Genomic DNA, 14,647 nt, shown 5'->3' with positions numbered 1-14,647 from the left:
GTTACATCCCGCAGGTTTTTGTCGCGTCCGTGTCTGACTGTAGTCGAATGTCAGACAGACCAATCGACGCGTCACCATCGCTGAGAATGGTCAGGCCCGCGCTGAGTTGACTGAGGTCCACGCCCTGATCGGTGAAGCATGACAGGCTGATGCGTACTTCCTGCCATTCGGGTGACGTGACCTCAATGCCAATGGGCGAGCAATTCTCTGCCCCCCGCAACCCATAGCGAATGCGATCTGAGCCGGTTCATCGCCGAAGTTCTTGACGAAGAAACCCAATTCCATCGCGCCGTTGGCTTGCCGGGACAAGTCCACCGGATCGTGCGTTGCGAACCGCACTAACGATCCGCGTGATTCCCAATCGATGCGCAGCAGAATCCTCTTGCGCGAGCCGGTCAGTGCCGCTGATTTTCAGTGCACCTCCATCCCAGTTTGTGTCGTTCATGCGTGTCTGGGCACCGTTTACTTCGCCGTAAAGCGACCAAGGTGTGGCGACTTGGCCTGCGCTGAAAAAGACTTCGCCTGATCCGCCGTTAGCATCGACGCCTGACACTTCGCTCAGCGCAGGCAGAGCGCCAGTATCCGCGTAGCTTAGGCCATAACCATAGGAAAAGAGCGGGTCGTAATTGGCATCACCGTAATTGATCGTCGCTTGGTCTGCGGTTTTTGGCCAAGAGAAACTGAGTTTGCCCGAGAAATCATACTGCGCTTCGGTCTTGAACAGAATATCTGAAACGCCCGCGCCTTCGCTTCCGGGCAACCATGCGGCAACGAAGGCGTCGGATGCGTTTATCTCTGGATTGACCCACATTGGCCGACCGGAAAGGAACACGGATACGACAGGCATGCCTTTCGCGCGATAGGATTGCAGCAATCCGGTATCGAATTCGCCATCCTGAAAGTCCAGATGGGGCCGATCACCCTGGAATTCGGCATAGGCATCCTCGCCATAGACCGCGATGACGACATCAGCCTGATGATCGCCACTGCCCGCCTCGTCAAAGATAACGGTCCCGCCGCTTCCTTCAACAACCTCGCGAATTCCATCAAGAATGGAGGTGCCGCCAGGAAACTCTTCATTCGTGTGCGCGCCGCCCTGCCATGACAAGGTCCAGCCACCCGATGCCTTGGCGATATTGTTTGCACCATCCCCAACAACAAGAACGCGCTGGCCGCCTTCGAGTGGCAAGACGCCGCCTTCATTTTTCAGCAGGACAAGTGACTTACGCACGGCTTCACGGGCCAAGCTACGGTGTGCATCGCTCGACAGCAGCGCGGTGTTGCCTGCACCGGCACGAGTGCTCGGCGCGCCTTTGTCAAAAATACCGTAATTAAGCTTCACGCGCAGAATCCGGCGCACTGCATCGTCCAGACGCTCTTGCGAGATTTCGCCTGATTTAACGGCGGCAAGCGTGCTCTCATACAGGCCGCGCCAGCTATCGGGCGCCATGAACATGTCGATGCCGGCATTGAATGCTTCTGGGCAATCGGTGTTACTGCAACCGGGGATTTGGCCATGCGCGTTCCAGTCGCTGACGACAAAGCCGGTGAAGCCCATCCGATCTTTCAGCACATCAGTGATCAGCTGTTTGTTGCCAGTCATCTTGATGCCCTGCCAACTGGAGAAGGATACCATTACAGTCTGCACCTGGGCGTCCAGCGCGGGAAGGTAGCCCATCGCATGGATGTCGCGCAGTTCTTCTTCACTGATGCTCGCGTCGCCTTGGTCGCGGCCACCGTCGGTTCCGCCATCGGCGATGAAGTGCTTGGCCGCGGACAGAACCTTGCCGGATGCCATGAAGTCGTCTGTGCCGAATTCCCCTTGGAGGCCCTCAACAATCCGGTCTGAATACGCGATCACAACTTCTGGTGTCTCTGAAAACCCTTCGTATCCGCGGCCCCATCGGTCGTCGCGTGGAACCGCCAGGGTCGGCGCAAAAGTCCAGTCATGGCCTGATACAATGAGCTCTTTGGCAGTGGCGCTCATGATCCGTTCAATCAGATCGGGATCGCGCATTGCACCCAGGCCAACATTGTGCGGGAATACTGTCGCGCCAAGCAGGTTAGTGTGCCCATGCACGGCATCGATGCCCCAAATGATCGGGATGGCGATGTCTACGCCCTCGCTATCGACAGAGGCGTTCCAGTATTCATCTGCCGCCGCCAGCCAAGTGGCAGTGTCTGCATAGGGCAGGGGCCCCGGGGCTGAGTTTCCGCCGCTCAGAATTGAGCCGAGACGATATTGCTTCACCTCTGCTGGCGTAATGGACGCGGAGTCCGCCTGAATGGTCTGGCCGACTTTCTGCTCAACGCTCATCTGGGCCATGATCGCATCAATGCGCGCCTCAATGGCGGGATTGAGCGGCGCAGGCTGTAGTTGAGGCCATATTTCAGGATTGATCCGGGGTGCGGTAGATGCTGAGACGGGCGCTGCCGAAGCGCTCTGCACCTGTGTATCGGGAGAACAACCGATAACGGCCACGGCCATTGCGAGACTGCTCACTGAACGCCCCAAAACCCTGCTCATATCGATCAATCCCCTCTCTCTTCATTTCAGCCAGACCGGTAACAGAATCATCTGTTACCGCCTACTTTCCGCCTCTACAGCAGCGATTTTTGACAAGGTTGTCAACCTATGTTTATCTGTAGTTAGAGGGGAGTGTCATGGCAATGAATTTGACACGTAGAACAGTTTTGTCAGGCAGCGTCTTTGCCTTTGCTTCGGGTTGTGTTGGTGCTCGATATACGCAAGTAAGCGACACTCCATCGCTTGTAAGTTTCGAGACTTTTGATCCCGCTTTTGACCGGATGATAGACCGTGGCTCTCAACCGCGCTTGCTGGGAGAGGGGTATTGGTGGGCGGAGGGGCCGGCCTGGGACCGTAAACGTCAGCAGCTTTATTTTACCGACGTCCCGCAAAATCGCGCCTTTCGCTGGCGAGAGGGGCAGGCTGTCGAAACATTTCTTGATCCCTCAGGTGTCGCGCCGGAAAACGCACAGGGCATGCGAGAGCCGGGCGCGAACGGATTGTTGCAAGCGCGCAATGGCGATCTGTTGATCTGCAATCATGGCCAGCGCGCAGTCGAACGGATGGATCTGGAGAACGGTAAAAGGATCACCGTTGCTGATCGTTTCAAGGGCAAGCGGTTCAACAGCCCAAACGACATAGTCGAGGCGCGTGATAGCACGCTCTACTTTACTGATCCCCCTTATGGGCTGGAGGGCTTGGATGCGTCTCCCATGAAGGAAATGCAGGTCAATGGTGTGTATCGCATTGATCGATCTGGCATCATCACGCGGATCATTTCTGATATGACGTTTCCCAATGGTGTGGCACTGTCTCCGGACGAGAAGACTTTGTTCATCAGCCAATCCGATCCACAGGCTCCGCTAATCCGCCGGATGACTTTGGATGGCAGCGAGACACAGGAATCCGCGAATGGTGAGCTGTGGTTTGATGCCCGCCCGTTCATGGATGGTCATGAAGGCCTGCCAGACGGCATGGCGGTCACAACAGATGGTCATGTATTTCTCGCCGGGCCTGGAGGCGTTTTGGTGATCGATCACAGCGGTAGCTGCCTTGGTCGTATCGCAACCGGTCGTGCCACTGCAAACTGCGCCTTTGGCGAAGATGGACGTACCCTGTTCATCACTGCCAAAGATAGGCTATTGGCTGTTCGAACAGCAGTCACTGGAATGGGGCAATTCTCTGGATAATCAGCTCGCCCAAGAGCAGAATGAAGCAAAGTGGCGCACACTCGGCGGCTATGGGGTCGGTGATTTTGGCCTCAACATATATTGGCATAGCCTTTCGCTCATTCTGGTGTTCTGGTACACAGAAGTGGTCGGGCTCGACCCAAAGCTCGCGGGCTGGATCTGGGCGCTTGGCCTGTTATGGGACGCGATTTCTGACCCGCTAGTTGCGTCAATTTCTGCGGCAAACAGGAGCCGCTGGGGATCGTACCGCCCATTTCTGCTGATCGGTAGCTTCAGCTTAGGATTGGCATTCTGCCTACTTTTTTGGGTACCTCCCTTTGAGGGATCAACGCAGTTTTTCGCGTTGCTGGCAGCGGCAATTGTCTTTCGAACATGCTATACAATTGTGGCTGTTCCCTATTCCGCTTTATCGTCTCGCCTGACTTTCGACAGTGATGAGAGGGCCGAACTTTCCGGCGTTCGGATGTTCTTCGCGTTCTGCGGCCAATTGTGCGTCTTCAGTTTCTTCTTTCCATTGACCCGCTATCTGGGCGAGGGCGCCAATGCAGAGGCGGATGGCTATTTTTATGCAGCTGCCATTGGCTCATGCATCGCAACAGTTGCCTTGGTATTGTGCTTCGCTTCGACACGAGAACGGGCGCCCCTGGGCGGTGAGCAATCGCAACCCAAGGTGAGCCTTCGGGCATTTGCCGAAGCGTTTGTGAAAAACGGTGCGTTGCGGATGCTGTTACTGGTCCTGTTCGTCAATGCGGCGGCTGGGGCTAGTTTGCTCATACCGTTGGCGTTTTATCTGGAGGCCAATGCTGATGTGTTCGCGCCTAAGGAAATGGTGCTGACCGGCTATGCCCTTGCTTCGCTGGCAGGAACACCAGTCTGGACATGGAGCGTGCGTACTTTCGGTAAGAAGCGGGTATGGTATGCAGCAACCGTGTGGATGGTGGTAGTCGGGCTATGGCTCGCCAGCACCGGTGCCTTTGTCATGGCCGGTATCCCTGTCCAGATCGTGCTGTTCGGTTTCGCGGGCTCTGCATTTGCCGTTATTATCTGGGCTTTGATCCCGGATACGGTGGAGTACGGGCAGTATAAATATGGCCGGCGCGATGAAGGCCCAGTTTTTGGCGCCAGCTTGTTTTTCCAAAAAGCGTCAGGTGCGTTGACAGGTCTGTTGGTCGGATATGTACTGTCCGGCATTGGTTATGATGCTGACCGTGATCGGCAATCGGTGGAAACGGTTGGAATGCTTGAAAATTTCATCGCGATTATGCCTGCCGGCTTTTTGCTTTTTGCGGCTGTCTTGTTGTATCGGATGCCGCTAAGCCGAGATTTTCATGCGCGTATCGTGAATGAGCTGTCTGGTTAGGGAGGGGTAGTTTGGCACAGCCGAAATCAGGTCGATCGGCCAAGATGAAAGATGTTGCCGAACTGGCCGGCGTCTCCATCAAAACCGTTTCGCGCGTGTTGAATGACGAACCGCATGTTCAGGAAAAACTGCGCCGCAAGGTGCGTGACGCGGTCAGCAAGCTGGACTATGTGCCGAGCCAGTCGGCCCGTTCGCTGCGCGGCAGCAAATCCTATGACATTATGCTTATCTGCCACTCCGGCAACAGTTCGTATATCAGCGCAATTCAGTTTGGTGCGGTGATTGCCTGTCAAGAGCTGGGCTACCGCTTGTCTGTCAGCTTCAGCGAAGGGCTGGGCTCAGGATCAATCTCGGAAATCAGGGCAGCGGTTGAGGCGATGATAAATCGTCACAGACCTGACGGTGTTATCCTTGTCGCCCCATATGCGAATGATGAGAAAATCGGGTTTGTACTTCAGGAAATGGATTTGCCTGTGGTGCGTGTTGGCCCGGTTGATTTGCCAAACCAGGGAATTCTGGTTGAGATTGATGACTATAAGGCCGCAATCGAACTGACCAGCCATTTGATTGATCTGGGCCACAAACGGATTGGCTTTGTGCGCGGGCTTGAAGATCAACGATCAACTCACGTGCGTTACTCAGGCTTTTGTGTGGCGCTGGACGCAGCTGGTCTCGCGATTGATGACGAGCTTGTCAGACCGGGCAAATTCGATTTCGAATCGGGTTTCGCTGCGGGGGAACATTTTCTGGCGCTCGAGAACCCTCCAACGGCGGTTTTCTGCTCAAACGATGATATGGCTGCTGGGATGGTTTCGGCCTGCGCATCGCATGGCGTCGCGGTACCAGGCGCGATGTCAGTTGTCGGGTTTGACGATGCGGATGTGGCAACGCGCATGCGGCCACTTTTAACGACTGTCCATCAGCCTCTGGGTGACCTGGGATCAATGGCCGCGAAAGAGTTGATCGCCAGCCTGACCGGCAAAAGAACATCAGAGCCGAGCCGCATCGTGCTCGATTACGAATTCATCTTGCGCGACACAACTGCGCCGCCGGCCTGATTTCAGATCAGCTCATCAAGTGGCTGTAGCTGCGTCCTAGCGACACCAAAGCATCTTCCGGATTGTCATGTTCGACATAGAAATGCTGCATGCCCATTTCCGCAGCCTTTGGCAGTATTGCGGCGAAGTCGATCACCCCATCACCAACGGCGACCATTGATCCATCAGTTGCGCGGTCTTTCACATGAGACGCGACAAAACGACCTGGTGCACGATTGAGGACCTCTATCGCGTCCTCTCCGGCTTCGGCGACCCAGAAGAAATCCAGTTCCATCTTCACGAGTTCGGGATCCGCCCGTTCGAGCAGGATATCGTAGCCACGCTCTCCATCGACCTCGAAGAACTCGAACTCATGATTGTGATAGGCGACCTGTTTGCCTGCTGCCTTGGCCTCCTCGCCACGCTGGTTGAGTAAGTCGGCGATCTCGCGATAGCTGTCCGGCGTGCGCAAACTCTCTTCGATCCAGGGCAGAATCATGAGCGTCTGACCCATAGTCTCAGCGACTTCCAAGGCTTCTGCGAAGCTGTCTTGGAATTGCTCGATACGGACGTGGCCAGAATTGCTCTCCAGCCCGAGATCATTCATCGCCGCTTTCACATCAGCCGGGTTGTGATCGAAGAAACCGGCCGTTTCGCAATCCTTGTACCCGATGTCGGCCAAGGCGGTCAGCGTCGTGAGATAGTCAGCCTCGAACAGATCGCGCACCGTGTATAACTGCAGGCCGAGTTTGCCCTCATACGGTCTGGCGGTAGCAGCGGTGTCCGCGCCCCCTTCGTCAGCGGATGTGCAACCGGCTAAGCCGAACATGCCGGCACACGCTGTTGCACCTGCTAGAAAGCTACGACGATCGGGTTCTGGCAAACGGATCATAGTGTTCCTTCTTTCATTTTCTGCGCGGCATAATCGACCGCGCGTGCGGTCAATGCCATAAAGGTCAAAGACGGATTCTGGCAGGCAATCGAGGCGAATGATGAACCGTCCGTTGCGAAGACATTGGAAACGTCATGGCATTGATTGAAGCCATTGAGCACTGACGTTTTCGGATCACGGCCCATCCGCGCTCCGCCCATCTCATGGATACAGTGTCCCGGAATCGGTTCATTCTCAAAGGGTTCAATATTGGTCGCTCCAGCAGCCTCCAGCATCGCGATCGCATCGCGTTTCATCGCGACCCGCATTTTTCGCTCGTTTTCACCGACCCGAACACTCGCGTGGATTTGTGGAATGCCAAATGCATCGGTTTTGTTGTCGTGCAAGGTGATCTGGTTTTCGGCCACCGGCAACTGCTCGCCAAAAGCATGCAATGTCAGATACCAACCACCGGGTTGCTTAAGTTCTTCTTTGAGATCTGAGCCAAAGCCTTTGCCGCCCAGCGCTCTTGTCCAACCTGACCGTACCGCTGCTGCCCTGATAGGCATAGCCTCGCAAAAACTCCCGATCGGTGCGGTTATCGAGATTGGTCCAGCGCGGTACATATGTGCCGTTTGGACGACGGCCCGCATAATACTGATCTTCGAAACCCGGCATCTGCCCGCTCGCGCCGATCCGGTGGTGATGATCCATGATGTATTTGCCGAGCGTTCCGCTGGAATTGGCAAACCCATTTTGGAACGTGTCTGATCGCGAGTTGAGCATCACTTGCAGCGTGCCCAACGTTGATGCGCATAAGAATACAACTTTCGCCGTGATGTCTTCGCGGTCACCGGTCTTGCGGTTGACAATCCGTACCCCGGTGGCTTGTCTGGTTTCCGGGTCGTAGTTGATCTGCTCGACGATGCTGTCGGTAAGGATCGTCAGATTGCCAGTATTTTCTGCGGCGGGCAGGCTGCCCGCAACGCTGGAATAATAGGCGCCATAGGAACACCCGCGTTCGCATTGGTTGCGGAACTGGCAGCTGCCTCGGCCAAGTGCGAGCTGTTCCTCAGTAGGTTCTGTAATATGCGCAGCACGCCCGATGATCAGCTTGCGGTCGGGAAACTCCGATTCAATCGCGGTCTTTGCTGCCTTCTCGACACAGGTGAAATCCATCGGCGGTTGAAATACACTGTCCGGTAGCTGCGGCAAATTTTCGTAAGATCCGCTGATCCCAACAAACCGCTCAACATGATCATACCATGGCGCGACATCGGCGTATCGAATAGGCCAGTCAGAGCCATATCCATCGGCTTTATTCGCGCCAAAATCGGTATCGCTCCAACGATAGCTTTGGCGCGCCCACATCAACGATTTGCCGCCAACCTGATCACCGCGGATCCAATTGAACGGGGCACCTTCCTCGTGCGAGTAAGGGTTCTCCCGATCGTTGATGAAGAAGTTGCGCGTGCTCTCGCGGAAGGCATAGCACTGGCTTTGGGTTGGATAATCCGTGCCGACCAATTGCGGATCTACCCGGTCGCGGAACTGCATATCCCACGGTTCCTGATTCTCGCCCACATAGTCCACGCCGCGCTCGGTTTTCTTGCCGCGTTCGACCACGACCGTCTTCATGCCGCGCTCGCAAAACTCTTTCGCCGCCATGCCGCCGGACATGCCGGATCCGACCACGATGACATCGAATGCTGTGTCTTTAGACATAGTAATATTCCTTGCGAGCCATCATTGTTTTCAAACTCCGCGATCAAGCCATGCGCCGCCAATTTCGGCGAGCGGGACACAGCCGTCATATCGGCCAGGGATTTCTTCGTAGGGCATCTGCTCAGATGCGGCCTCTGAGGTGTAGAAACCGAACACCGCCATATCGCGCAATTGCTGCCAGGTGGCTTTGCCCGCTGTGCCGTCAGAGGCATCGGAAAGTTGCATCAGCGCGGCGTCTTGTTGCGCTTCGCCTGCCTGCGCAAAGCCAGCTTCGTGCAAAGCGTTGATGGCCTCAAGACCGCTCACGAAGTCTGCTTTCTGATCGTCTGTGAAGTGGGCATCAAAAACGGCTGCGATGTATTCCGGCACGCCAGCGGCGATTGCGCCCGGCGTATCCGTTTCTGGAATTACGCGGGCACTCAGCGCGCGGATCAGGGGCTGGAGCTCGGTCAGCGAGGCCGGTGTCGAACTGCATCCGGCGAGCGCGCCGAATGTCGGCAGGACCACCGCAGCACCGGCAACACTCACCATGCCGCGCAGCGCAGATCGCCGGTCTAATGAGGGTGTGTTTGTTGTCATGAAAGTGCTTGCTCCGCAGAATTTTCGAGGTGTTTTCGAGCAAAATAAAGGATGGCGAAGACGGCGATCAGCACCGCCGGGAAGTAGACCAGTTCCGACAGCGCTCCCTGGCCTGCCGCAACTTCAACGGCTGTCCCTTCGAGCCCGCTTGCCTCTGCGCTGGCTCTGGCACTGTCGATCCATCCTCCGATAATCGGGTTCCAGATCGTAAGCGCGAACATTCCAGCGGCCCCGACCAGGCTCATGCCAAGAGCGCCCGAGCGCGGCACGTACTGCGCCGTGACGCCAATCATCGTCGGCCAGAAATAGCACACGCCCAATGCGAAGATAATCGCCGATACATAGACCATCGCCCCGCTGGCAGATGCCATCATGAAAAGGCCGATCGTCGTGAGCACGGCGCTCATCAACAGCACGCCGAGCGGGTTCAGTGCGTGAATAAGCGGACCGGCGAAATAGCGACCGACCGCCATAATGCCCGTCACCATACCCAACACGATCATCGCCTGACCTGGTAGGTTGCCGAGCTGCGCGCCAAGGATGCGATCAACCCATTGCTGAGTGCCGAGTTCTGATGTTGCTGTGATGCTCATAATCGCCATCAGTACAACCAACAGCGCCGCGTCGCGCGTGCGCCCGGCGCGGAACAGCATCAGCATGAAAGTCAGCCCCAATACCAGAAGCAGCGGGAGGATAAACGTGCCAGGCAGGCCAGCGATCAGATTGTTAGGCGTCCCGATCAGGACCAACAGGCCGAAGATCGCACTCATCAGCACTATGCCCTTGGCATCAAGATCAACGATCCGCTCGCTTTCAGGAACATCCGGGAAGTGAGTAGTGAAAATCATGAAGCCGTAAATTGCCGTCGGGATCAGCATCACCGCTATTTGCGGCTGCCAGCCAATGCCAGCATTGGTCATGACGTAGGAAACAACTGCACCGATCACGATCCCGCCGGGGAACCAGACATGGAAGCGGTTCAGCCACTTCGTCTTTTCCTCTTTATAAAGATCCGCAACGAGCGGGTTGCACGCAGCCTCCACCGAGCCGTTGGCGAAACCGATAAAGAAGGTTGAGATCAGCAGGCCCAGAAATCCATCGGCAAAAATGGTCAGGACAAGGCCGAGCAGATGGCCGACAAACGCCAAGATCATGATCAGTCGAGGGCCGAGCTTGTTGTAGAGAAAGCCAAACACAACCATCGCCAGCGGAAAGCCCAAAAAGGCCATGCTGTTGACCCAGCCAAGCTGTGTGTCGCTCAAAGCGAATTCATCGGAAAGCTGAGTCAGAATGCCCGCGCGGATCGCGAAGGTCATGGCCGTTACGATCAGCGAAATGCAGCTAAGCCAAAACAATCGGCTTCGCTGATAGGTTTGCGCTTCCATGGTGTCCCCTCTCGTCCCGATCATGATGTGCCGCCCGTGCTGGGTGCGATCCCAAGGGCTCTTTGAATTTTCTCTGAGTCCACGCCGCCTCCGGCAAAATCATCGAACGCGACGTCTGTCGGGCGGATCAGGTGATCAGCGATAAACGGCGCGCCCTCGGCGGCGCCTTGCTCGGGATGTTTGAAGCAGCATTCCCATTCGAGAACGGCCCATCCGTCAAAGCCGTAATGCGTCAGCTTGCTGAAAATCTGTCGGAAATCGACCTGACCATCGCCCAGCGACCGGAAGCGCCCAGCACGGTCGCCCCAATCCTGATACCCCCCATAAACGCCGGTGCGACCATCAGGACGGAACTCGGCATCCTTCACATGGAAGGCTTTGATCCGATCGTGATAGCGGTCGATAAAGGCGAGATAATCGAGCTGTTGCAACACGAAGTGGCTGGGGTCGAACAGAATGTTACAGCGCGGGTGACCATCGACCTTTTCAAGGAAAACTTCAAAGCTTGCGCCATCGTGTAAGTCTTCGCCCGGATGGATTTCATAGGCTACGTCTACGCCATTCTCATCATAGAAATCGAGGATCGGACGCCAGCGCTTGGCCAGTTCTTCAAATCCGGCATCAACCAGACCGGCGGGCCGCTGCGGCCATGGATAGACAAGGTGCCACATGAGTGCGCCGGGGAAGCTTGGCGTACTCTTCAAGCCCAACCGGCGCGAGGCGACCGCGACCTTACGCATTTGATCGACGGCCCATGCTTGACGTTCGGCTGGCTTGCCATGCACCTCTGGCGGGGCAAACGCATCGAACAGATCATCATAGGCGGGATGCACGGCGACAAGCTGGCCCTGCAAATGGGTGGCCAGCTCTGTGATCGTCAGGCCAAGTTCCGCCATTCGGCCAGCCAGATCATCGCAGTAATCCTGGCTCTCAGCAGCGAGGTCGAGATCAATGCAGCGTGCATCATTTGAAGGAATCTGAATGCCTTTATAGCCGAGCCCCGCAACCCATTCAGCGATGGAATCGAGACTGTTATACGGTGCCTCGTCGCGCATAAACTGCGCAAGAAAAATGGCAGGTCCGCGGATTTCCTTCATGATAACAGGCCTTTGAGATCGGGTCCGACTGAGGGAGCCGTGACGTCTGTCCATGCACCGCCATTGGCGCTGCTCGCGACTGATGCCTCCAGGAAAGCCATGCCGCGCAAAGCCTCCGCGATCCCCGGAACGCCCATTGAGGCAGGGCTTGATCCAATGCGGATGGCGCGTGCAAAGTCGCGATAGATGTTGGCAAAAGCCTCAAGGTATCCCTCTGGATGGCCGGAGGGCAGGCGACAGCGTGCAAGAGCTTCATCACAAAGCGGCATGTCCACGCCAGCGCGATACGTTGTGCTGGTTCCGCCTTGGCGACGCTCAATCAGCGTGTTTGGCTCCATCTGATGCCATTCAAGGCCGGCGTTGTCGCCATGCACTTTGATGGTCAGGCCATTCTCGTCGCCGGAGCATATCTGACTGGCGATGAGTACGCCCGTTGCACCGTTCTCCAGCTCAAAACTCGCCTCGCCATCATCGTCCAGCACGCGGTCATCGAATGAACTGCGTAGCTGCGCCGAGAGCCGCGTCATGCGAGAATTTGCGATAAACTCGACCAGGCTGTGGGCATGGCTCCCAATGTCACCAAAAGCACCCGCTGGGCCTGAAATGGCCGGATCGGTGCGCCAGCTCGCCTGTCGGCTGCCTTCCTTTTCCAGCTGCGCGGCCAACCAGCCTTGTGTATATTTAACTATGACCCGGCGGATGGGGCCAAAACTCTTTTGCGCCGCTATGTGCCGGGCCTGCCACACCATCGGATACCCAAGATAGGTGTGCGTCAGCGCATAGAGTGCTTTGCTGTTTTCGAGCACCTGCGCCAATTGCTCTACCTCGGCCAGGCTGACGCCTGCTGGCTTGTCGCAAATGACATGACGCCCGGCAGAAAGCGCGGCGGTCGCAATTGGTACATGGCTGTCATTGGGGGTGACGATGGAGACGCACTCCATCGAATCATCGGCATCAAAGCCTTGCTCATCGGTGAGCATTTCCGACACGTCTGCGTGGCAAAGATCAGCGCCAAGCCCTAACGTCGCCCCAGTTTCCCGAGACTTTTCAAGATCGCGGCTGAAGGCGCCGCAAACCAGTTCCATTTCTCCATCAAGGCGCGCGGCAATACGGTGGACAGCGCCTATGAACGCGCCTGGCCCGCCGCCTATCATTCCGAACCTGACCGGTCCTGAGTTCGCCAATTTCCCCTCCACCGAAGACATTTCTTGTCTTACGTTGTCAATTGGGTATTACTTAGCGATGCAGCCGTCAAGCGCGCTGCCAAAATAAAAAGAGCGTGTAAGACTGCGGATTGAGTTGACAACGTGTCAGTCTGAGGAAAGTCTGCAGGCTTAGGGAGAGAGTGGGTGCCTGAGCAGGCGGGTCATACATCTGTGAATCATGTGGTTGTTGTTGGCGGCGGCACGGCGGGCTGGATGACGGCGGCTGGCCTGATCAGCATGTTGGGGTCAACAGGGCTAAAGATTACCCTTATCGAATCTGAGGCGATTGGCGTGGTCGGCGTGGGCGAAGCAACGCTGCCCCATATCCGTTTGTTCAACGAAACGATTGGCGTTGACGAGGCTGAGTTTATGGCGGCCACATCGGCCACCTTTAAACTCGGGATTGAATTCGTTGATTGGGCGCGCAAGGGCGATAGCTACATTCATCCGTTCGGCGAGTTCGGCCTCGCCAATGAAGGGGTGGCATTCCACCATTATTGGCGCAAGCTGTCTGAGAGTGGAGATGCCGGGGCGCTGGAGGATTATTCGCTACCGGTTCTCGCCTGCCGCGCGGGCAAATTTCAGCCACCGTCGGACGATCCGCGATCAGTCCTTTCGACCTATCGCTATGCGTATCAATTCGACGCGCTCAAATACGGCCCCTTCATGCGCCGCCATGCCGAGGCGCGCGGTGTTGAGCGGTTAGAGGGCAAGGTGGTTGAGGTTGGGCAGGACGCTGAAACAGGTAATATCGCATCGCTAAAGTTGGATGATGGTCGGGAAATCGCTGGCGATCTGTTTGTCGATTGCACGGGTTTCTTTGGGCTTTTGACCGAGAAAACGCTGGAAACTGGATATGACGATTGGCGCGAATGGCTACCCTGCGATCGCGCTGTCGCTGCACCCTGTGAAAGTGCTGGACCGTTGCTGCCGTATACGCGGGCGACGGCGGACAAGGCAGGCTGGCGCTGGCGCATTCCGTTGCAGCATCGCACGGGCAATGGGCATGTCTATTCCAGCGGTTTCATAGGCGATGATGAGGCGTGCGAGAGTCTGATCGACAATCTCGAAGGACCTGCTTTGGCTGAGCCACGCATGCTGCGCTTTGTCACGGGAAAGCGACGCAAGCTGTGGAACAAGAATTGCGTGGCTATCGGCCTGTCAGGTGGGTTTTTGGAGCCGCTGGAGTCCACGAGCATCTATCTGATTCAGGAAGGTATCACCAAGCTGCTCGAGCTCTTTCCTGCCGAAACGCAAAGCGGCGTTGAACGCGCGGAGTATAACCGCCGAATGGATCTGGAGTTTGAGCGGATCCGTGATTTCCTGATCCTCCATTATCACGCGACCGAACGCGACGATTCCGATTTCTGGAACCACATGCGCACAATGGATGTGCCGGACTCGCTTAAGGAGAAGATGGAGCTGTTCGCGGCACACGGCCACGTTGCCAAGTACGATCACGGGCTATTCCTGGTGCCAAGCTGGATTGCGGTATTGGTCGGGCAGAGGCGTGTTCCCGGCGCGTACGATTGGCGCGCCGACCGTGTGAATGAGCGGGACATGCGGCAGCACCTTGGCGGGTTGCGGCAGCATATGCAGCGCGCCACCGCGACGATGGCGGACCATGCGGACTATCTCGCCAGCAATGGGATGATGGAGAGCGCGGCGTGA

General features: G+C 56.5%; 13 protein-coding genes and 1 pseudogene. 4 read left to right on the top strand and 10 right to left on the bottom strand.

The window, feature by feature from the left end; all coding sequences use genetic code 11:
- Position 1: 1 nt before the first annotated feature.
- From ACZ1GM_RS10610 to ACZ1GM_RS10600, 3 genes and pseudogenes are all read right to left on the bottom strand, one after another.
- Positions 2-169: pseudogene (locus tag ACZ1GM_RS10610) on the bottom strand (putative glycoside hydrolase); the annotation flags it as partial.
- Complete coding sequence (locus ACZ1GM_RS10605) at positions 91-315, bottom strand: hypothetical protein (protein ID WP_472676429.1); 225 nt, start codon at positions 313-315, stop codon at positions 91-93. The pseudogene ACZ1GM_RS10610 and the gene ACZ1GM_RS10605, both read right to left, overlap by 79 nt.
- The gene (locus tag ACZ1GM_RS10600) at positions 248-2,503 is read right to left on the bottom strand and encodes a glycoside hydrolase family 3 protein (RefSeq protein ID WP_472676428.1); all 2,256 of its coding nucleotides are present in this window, start codon (positions 2,501-2,503) and stop codon (positions 248-250) included. The genes ACZ1GM_RS10605 and ACZ1GM_RS10600 overlap by 68 nt, the downstream gene beginning before the upstream one ends.
- A 161-nt stretch (positions 2,504-2,664) precedes the next feature.
- Between ACZ1GM_RS10600 and ACZ1GM_RS10595 the strand changes: the two genes are divergently transcribed.
- Genes ACZ1GM_RS10595 through ACZ1GM_RS10585 form a run of 3 tightly spaced genes read left to right on the top strand, consistent with a single transcriptional unit; the run spans position 2,665 to position 6,135 of the window.
- Entirely contained in the window at positions 2,665-3,717 is a 1,053-nt protein-coding gene (locus tag ACZ1GM_RS10595; protein ID WP_472676427.1) for an SMP-30/gluconolactonase/LRE family protein, read from the top strand.
- Positions 3,602-5,077 (top strand): MFS transporter, encoded by a 1,476-nt coding sequence (locus ACZ1GM_RS10590; RefSeq protein ID WP_472676426.1) that lies wholly within the window; start codon positions 3,602-3,604, stop codon positions 5,075-5,077. The genes ACZ1GM_RS10595 and ACZ1GM_RS10590 overlap by 116 nt, the downstream gene beginning before the upstream one ends.
- Before the next feature lie 11 nt (positions 5,078-5,088).
- Positions 5,089-6,135, top strand: a complete 1,047-nt coding sequence (locus tag ACZ1GM_RS10585; protein WP_472676425.1) for a LacI family DNA-binding transcriptional regulator — start codon at positions 5,089-5,091, stop codon at positions 6,133-6,135.
- Positions 6,136-6,142: 7 nt separating this feature from the next.
- On the opposite strand, the gene ACZ1GM_RS10580 is transcribed toward ACZ1GM_RS10585, so the two are convergent.
- The 7 genes from ACZ1GM_RS10580 to ACZ1GM_RS10550 are packed head-to-tail and all read right to left on the bottom strand — an operon-like array spanning position 6,143 to position 12,955.
- Positions 6,143-7,006 (bottom strand): sugar phosphate isomerase/epimerase family protein, encoded by an 864-nt coding sequence (locus ACZ1GM_RS10580; RefSeq protein ID WP_472676424.1) that lies wholly within the window; start codon positions 7,004-7,006, stop codon positions 6,143-6,145.
- Positions 7,003-7,413, bottom strand: a complete 411-nt coding sequence (locus tag ACZ1GM_RS10575) for a GMC family oxidoreductase (protein WP_472676423.1) — start codon at positions 7,411-7,413, stop codon at positions 7,003-7,005. Before ACZ1GM_RS10575 ends, ACZ1GM_RS10580 begins: the two co-directional genes overlap by 4 nt.
- 52 nt (positions 7,414-7,465) lie before the next feature.
- The gene (locus ACZ1GM_RS10570; RefSeq protein ID WP_472676422.1) at positions 7,466-8,710 is read right to left on the bottom strand and encodes a GMC family oxidoreductase N-terminal domain-containing protein; all 1,245 of its coding nucleotides are present in this window, start codon (positions 8,708-8,710) and stop codon (positions 7,466-7,468) included.
- Positions 8,711-8,740: 30 nt separating this feature from the next.
- The gene (locus tag ACZ1GM_RS10565; protein WP_472676421.1) at positions 8,741-9,289 is read right to left on the bottom strand and encodes a gluconate 2-dehydrogenase subunit 3 family protein; all 549 of its coding nucleotides are present in this window, start codon (positions 9,287-9,289) and stop codon (positions 8,741-8,743) included.
- Complete coding sequence (locus ACZ1GM_RS10560; protein ID WP_472676420.1) at positions 9,286-10,674, bottom strand: MFS transporter; 1,389 nt, start codon at positions 10,672-10,674, stop codon at positions 9,286-9,288. The genes ACZ1GM_RS10565 and ACZ1GM_RS10560 overlap by 4 nt, the downstream gene beginning before the upstream one ends.
- 20 nt (positions 10,675-10,694) lie before the next feature.
- On the bottom strand, positions 10,695-11,771 hold the full coding sequence (locus ACZ1GM_RS10555; RefSeq protein ID WP_472676419.1) for a sugar phosphate isomerase/epimerase family protein: 1,077 nt from the start codon (positions 11,769-11,771) through the stop codon (positions 10,695-10,697).
- Positions 11,768-12,955, bottom strand: coding sequence for a Gfo/Idh/MocA family protein (locus ACZ1GM_RS10550; RefSeq protein ID WP_472676418.1), 1,188 nt, complete (start codon positions 12,953-12,955; stop codon positions 11,768-11,770). Before ACZ1GM_RS10550 ends, ACZ1GM_RS10555 begins: the two co-directional genes overlap by 4 nt.
- A gap of 165 nt (positions 12,956-13,120) precedes the next feature.
- On the opposite strand from ACZ1GM_RS10550, the gene ACZ1GM_RS10545 reads away from it, so the two are divergent.
- Positions 13,121-14,647: a tryptophan halogenase family protein gene (locus ACZ1GM_RS10545; protein ID WP_472676417.1), complete on the top strand. Its 1,527-nt coding sequence runs from the start codon at positions 13,121-13,123 to the stop codon at positions 14,645-14,647.

The sequence above is a fragment of the Qipengyuania sp. JB2-7 genome (genome assembly GCF_055693485.1).
Note: the sequence above shows the minus strand (reverse complement) of the source record. Positions and strands in the feature narration are given on the sequence as shown.

Bases quoted from the DNA above. Each gene is read 5' to 3' on its own strand.
- ACZ1GM_RS10565 (WP_472676421.1), bottom strand. From the start codon at position 9,289: ATGACAACAAACACACCCTCATTAGACCGGCGATCTGCGCTGCGCGGC.
- ACZ1GM_RS10595 (WP_472676427.1), top strand. From the start codon at position 2,665: ATGGCAATGAATTTGACACGTAGAACAGTTTTGTCAGGCAGCGTCTTT.
- ACZ1GM_RS10560 (WP_472676420.1), bottom strand. From the start codon at position 10,674: ATGGAAGCGCAAACCTATCAGCGAAGCCGATTGTTTTGGCTTAGCTGC.
- ACZ1GM_RS10580 (WP_472676424.1), bottom strand. From the start codon at position 7,006: ATGATCCGTTTGCCAGAACCCGATCGTCGTAGCTTTCTAGCAGGTGCA.
- ACZ1GM_RS10555 (WP_472676419.1), bottom strand. From the start codon at position 11,771: ATGAAGGAAATCCGCGGACCTGCCATTTTTCTTGCGCAGTTTATGCGC.
- ACZ1GM_RS10570 (WP_472676422.1), bottom strand. From the start codon at position 8,710: ATGTCTAAAGACACAGCATTCGATGTCATCGTGGTCGGATCCGGCATG.